Annotated in this window: 3 protein-coding genes; all 3 read left to right on the top strand. The window is 48.7% G+C overall.

Going from position 1 to position 5138, the window contains the following annotated elements; genetic code table 11:
- The first annotated feature begins 655 nt into the window (after positions 1-655).
- The 3 genes from B3K91_RS03605 (at position 656) to B3K91_RS03595 (ending at position 5067) form a co-directional block, all read left to right on the top strand.
- The gene (locus B3K91_RS03605) at positions 656-1657 is read left to right on the top strand and encodes an ABC transporter substrate-binding protein (RefSeq protein ID WP_292590030.1); all 1002 of its coding nucleotides are present in this window, start codon (positions 656-658) and stop codon (positions 1655-1657) included.
- Between the two features lie 75 nt (positions 1658-1732).
- Complete coding sequence (locus tag B3K91_RS03600; RefSeq protein WP_292590028.1) at positions 1733-3946, top strand: ABC transporter permease; 2214 nt, start codon at positions 1733-1735, stop codon at positions 3944-3946.
- 23 nt (positions 3947-3969) lie between these two features.
- The gene (locus tag B3K91_RS03595; protein ID WP_292590026.1) at positions 3970-5067 is read left to right on the top strand and encodes an ABC transporter ATP-binding protein; all 1098 of its coding nucleotides are present in this window, start codon (positions 3970-3972) and stop codon (positions 5065-5067) included.
- Positions 5068-5138: the final 71 nt, after the last annotated feature.

Here is a 5138-nt window from a genome sequence, read left to right as displayed (position 1 = left end):
AAATCCCCCCGGGCTACTCACCGGTTGGAAAGAGCGAGTTAAACCGGATCACCGTTGAATGGTTCTCCGTTCACCGAAGAAAACTGTTCTTAGTTCCATAGCGAGGATCTGTTCTTCGTTTTTGGTTAGGGCAATGAAGCAAGAGCATCAGAATTCCGACCAGGAGCTTTGTCGGAATGACAGCATTTGACGTTTCTTCACTTTAGGGCTTGCAACTTGCATCTTGGCACTTGCAACTGGTCTTGCTCTCTTGTCGGAGAACGGTGAACCGAGAACGGATAACCGGTTCTTATTCAGCTTGCAACTTGGAACTGAGAACTTGCAACTGATCTTTCAGCGTACAGCGGATCTTTCCAAGGGCGGCTCCTGTTTCAGAATGGCAAGCTGCGAGGTTTTCGTAGGGGACGGACAATTTAAAACCTGAGTATCCCCACAATCTGCTTCACCCGCTCTTACCGAACCGAACTCTATAACCCGGCTCACAGACTGGCTGCCTTTCTCCACGAAAATGAAAAAATCTGTGTGCGTGTGCGTTAGTTTTCAGTCTTCTCAATGGTATAATCACCACAAGTCACATAATTCATCCTACCTTAATCTAACGCAACAATGACAACTGTTCTCCAAAATCACACATCTTTCAAGGAGGTTTCTTTGAATGAGAAGATTTCTGGTTTTGATTACTGTCATCTGTGTTGCCTTTTCCGTAACCCTTCTCGCCGCCGATTCTTTCACCGTTTACACGACTCTTGAAGAGCTTGCGGCAAAAGAGCTTTTCGACAAGTATGAAGAAGTCACCGGTATCAGGGTTGACTGGGTGAGGCTCTCCGGTGGAGAGGCCGAAGCAAGGATGGAGGCTGAAAAGCTGAATCCTCAAGCCTCGATATGGGTTGGAGGAGTGGGACTGAATCATATCAGTGCAAAGCTGAAGGGTCTCACAACCCCTTATTTCTCTCGGGCGGCCGCAAATACTCCCGAGCAATACAAGGATCCCGAAGGCTATTGGATAGGTCTCTACCTTGGACCTCTGGCATTCGCCACTCACAATGGTCGTGCAGCTGAGCTAGGACTTGAACCACCGAAGGGCTGGTTCGACATACTAGATTCCAAATATGAGAATCTCGTAAGGGTAGCGAATCCAAATACTTCTGGGACGGCCTACAACCTTATTACGTGTATGATTTCTCTTTTCGGAGGGGACGAGGACCTCGCCTTCCTCTATCTGAAGAAACTGGACAGAAGCATCGAGATGTACACGAGATCCGGTTCGGCAGGAGGAAAGAGCGTTGCGATTGGAGAGATACCCTTCGCAATAGGTTATGCCCATGACATGGTCAAGCTGAAGGCCGAAGGTGCCGACATTACTATAACCGTTCCCGAAGAAGGTACAGGCTTCGAGATCGCTTCGATGTCTTTGATCAAGGGCGGACCGGATCCTGTCAATGCGAAGAAGTTGTATGACTGGATACTGACCGAAGAGGCACAGGCAATCATTGCAGGCTGGTACGTTATACCAGTTTCAAGGATCGCTCCGAAGCATCCGCTCTCTTTCAGCATGGAAGAAATCAAGACAGTTCACCAGGATTATGTCTGGGATGCTGAGAACAAAGAAAGACTGCTCGATCGCTGGACGGAAGAAATAGGCGGCGGGGTAGAATAATTGGTTGATCAGAGCAGGAGCTAGTCTCCTGCTCTTCTTCACTTTGGCTTCACCAATCAAGGTTACTCTTGGGGTGTGATCGGATTGTATTCCTGGAGAAAACTCTTATCGTTCGCGTTGATTAGTGTTTTAGTCTTTGTCGCCCTTTTCTGGATCTTCGATACATTGAAAGACTCTTTCTTTAAGGTTGTTAGAGACAACCAAAGGCAGCTGGTTACGGTTCTTGCCGAATCGGCACCAAGAGACAGGGAACTTGCCGAGGACTGGATTACCGCAGTAAGCAAGGAGTTCGACGAAGCGGAAATAATCTATGTTCACGGAGTACCCGGCTGGGATGAACTGCAGATCTTGACCCCGAACGAACAACTGAGAAGCTTCTATGAATCGAATTACAGTTCGGAGGACTTCGACAAGGGACTTGAAAGCGTCTACTATCTTGAGAACTACTACTCTTCCCTCAAGTATTCATTCGAAGGAAAGAGTGTTACGCTGGTGTTTGCACCACTGATAGACGAAACTCGTTACGACGTTACGGGCTTTCTGCTATTTCTGATGTCTGCAGAGGCTGGGGAGAATTACGCAAATCTACTAAACTTATTTATGATAGCCGCATTCGCTGTCTTCGTTATCATTTATTTCATCTCGAAATTCTTCAGAGATCCCGTAATAGGATATGTTATTCTCGGCCTTTTCTTGATGGTCGGAGTATTCGTAGCCTATCCTCTGTTTGAGGCTATCAGATTGACCTTTCTGGCCGACGGCAAATTCTCGATGCGTACTTGGGTCACAATTCTCTCTTCCAGACAGTATCTTGGTGCGCTGTGGGGGAGCGTAAGACTTGGCATCCTCACGGCTACATTCTCCACGATTATTGGGTTCATCTTCGCTTTTGTCATAAACAGAACGGCCATAAGAGGAAAGAAGTTCCTGAGCACTATGGGGCTTCTGCCCGTAATCTCTCCGCCATTTTCCCTGTCTTTGTCACTGATTTTGCTCTTTGGAAGCAACGGACTGATAACAAAGCAAATACTCGGGCTGAAAGACTTTACCATATACGGACTTGGCGGCCTTACAGCCGTACAGACTATCGGCATGTTCCCGATTGCCTTCCTCACTCTTTCGGGAGTTCTACAGGCAATCGACTCTACACTCGAGGAGGCTTCTCTCGACCTTAACGGTAGCAGATGGAAGACCTTCTCGAAGGTCACCTTCCCTTTGGCTATTCCCGGTGTTCTCAGTTCCTGGCTGCTCGTTTTCACCAACTCCCTCGCTGACTTTGCAAACCCACTGCTCCTGGCGGGATCTTACAGGGTGCTCTCGGTAGAGGCATACATTGAAGTCACAGGAAGAAACAGGCTGGGCCATGGTGCGGCTCTTTCCATACTGCTGCTTATGCCTACACTAACGGCCTTCCTAGTTCAAAGATTCTGGGTAAGCAGGAAATCATACGTAACTGTAACCGGAAAGCCCTCTTCGAGACTGAGCGATCTAGTTTCAAAGCCTGTAAAATTCGGCCTCATAACGTTTATCGTTCTCATCATCGTCTTTATCCTCGGACTGTATGGAACGATAGTGGCCGGCTGCTTCGTAGCCAACTGGGGTATAGACTACTCTTTCACTCTGAAGAACATAACGGAAGCGCTGCAGAGAGGAAGGGACGCGATTGTAGACACCTTCACCCTGTCGGCAATCGCCACACCATTCGCCGGACTGATAGCGATGATGGCTGCGCTGGTAATCGTCAGGAAGAAGTTTGTGGGGAAGAGGGTTCTTGAGGGGTTGATTCTCGCACCGTTCGCCATACCGGGGACGCTGATCGGTATCTCATATGTGCTTGCCTTCAACAAACCCCCGTTGATTCTCGTTGGAACTGGGGCAATTATCGTTATCAACTACATAATAAGGGAGCTGCCCGTCGGTGTCGAAGGAGGAGTGGCCACTCTCAGGCAGATAGATCCCGCTATAGAGGAGGCCGCGCAGGATCTTGGCGCGGATTCGACTACGGTCTTCAGGACGATCGTCTTGCCTCTGATACGTCCGGCATTCATTTCCGGGATGTCATACACTTTTGTCCGATCGATGACTGCCGTCAGTGCGATCATATTCCTGATATCCGCTAAGTGGTACCACATGACGGTTCTCATATATAACTTCTCAGAATCGATAAGATTCGGACTGGCTAGCGTTCTTTCCACCGTATTGATTATCATCGTCTTCGGAGCGTTCGGACTGATGAGACTTCTTGTGCGAAAGAACGAGTACATGGAAAAGAACGTAACTCTAAACTGATAATTGGTTTGCGAGGTGGTTGGATGTCAAAGACTTCTGTCTCAGTTAGGATCGAAAACGTCACCAAGGTCTTCAAAGATGTCAAAGGGAAGGCAGATGTTATAGCCGTTAACAATGCCAACTTTGATATAGAACCCGGTGAATTAATCACTCTGCTGGGTCCTTCTGGTTGCGGGAAGACGACGACGCTCAGGATGATCGGTGGATTCGAACTGCCCACAAAGGGAAAGATCTTTCTGGGGAATGAAGACATCACGTTTCTGCCGCCCAACAAAAGAGATACTGCTACAGTATTTCAGAGTTACGGGCTTTTTCCGCACATGAACGTCTTTGACAACGTTGCTTACGGCCTGAAACTGAGAAAGCTTCCCACAAAGCAAATAAAGGACAAAGTAATGAGCACTCTCGATCTGGTCGGCTTGAAGGATCTGGCCCAGAGGGCTCCTTCGAAACTCTCCGGCGGCCAACAGCAGCGTGTCGCCCTTGCGAGAAGCCTGATCGTGGAGCCTTCCGTACTGCTTCTAGACGAGCCTCTTTCAAATCTGGACGCCCTGTTGAGGGAACAGATGCGAGTCGAGATAAAGCGGATTCAGAAGACGCTTGGAATCACCACGATATACGTGACTCACGACAGGGTCGAAGCAATGAGTCTCTCGGACAGGATAATCGTGATGAAGAACGGTTTCATAAGGCAGATAGGCTCACCGAACGTGCTCTATGAGGATCCAAACTCAAAGTTCGTTGCGGGGTTTGTAGGAAAAGTAGCCTTCTTACCGGTGGAGGTTCTCGAGATGAATGGAACCTGCAAAGCAAAGTTTGAAGACAAAACAGTGGAGGTTGGCAAGTTCTCGCCGGAATTATCACCTGGAGAAGCCGCCGTGATTATGGCCAGACCCGAGTCTCTCAAACTCGTTGATCCCGGAGAGGGAATGATTGAAGGCCAGGTAACGACAAACATATATCTCGGTGGAAGCCTCGAATCATATGTGGCAACCGAGCACGGAGAACTCCTGGTGCAGATAGACAACCCCGCCGAAAAGAAAATTTATCCCGAGGGAGAGAAGGTTTCCATCGGCATTATCCCGAACCTGGCAAAAGTGCTGCCGAATAAGGATGAATGAGGGTAAGACCGTGGTTGCGGGTAGGAGGGAGGTTGGAAAAAGCAAAATATCAGTTCCAAGTTGCAGTGTGC

Origin of the sequence: Mesotoga sp. UBA5847 (genome assembly GCF_002432735.1) — a bacterium.
Taxonomy (GTDB): domain Bacteria; phylum Thermotogota; class Thermotogae; order Petrotogales; family Kosmotogaceae; genus Mesotoga.
This window is presented reverse-complemented; position numbering and strand designations above follow the sequence as displayed.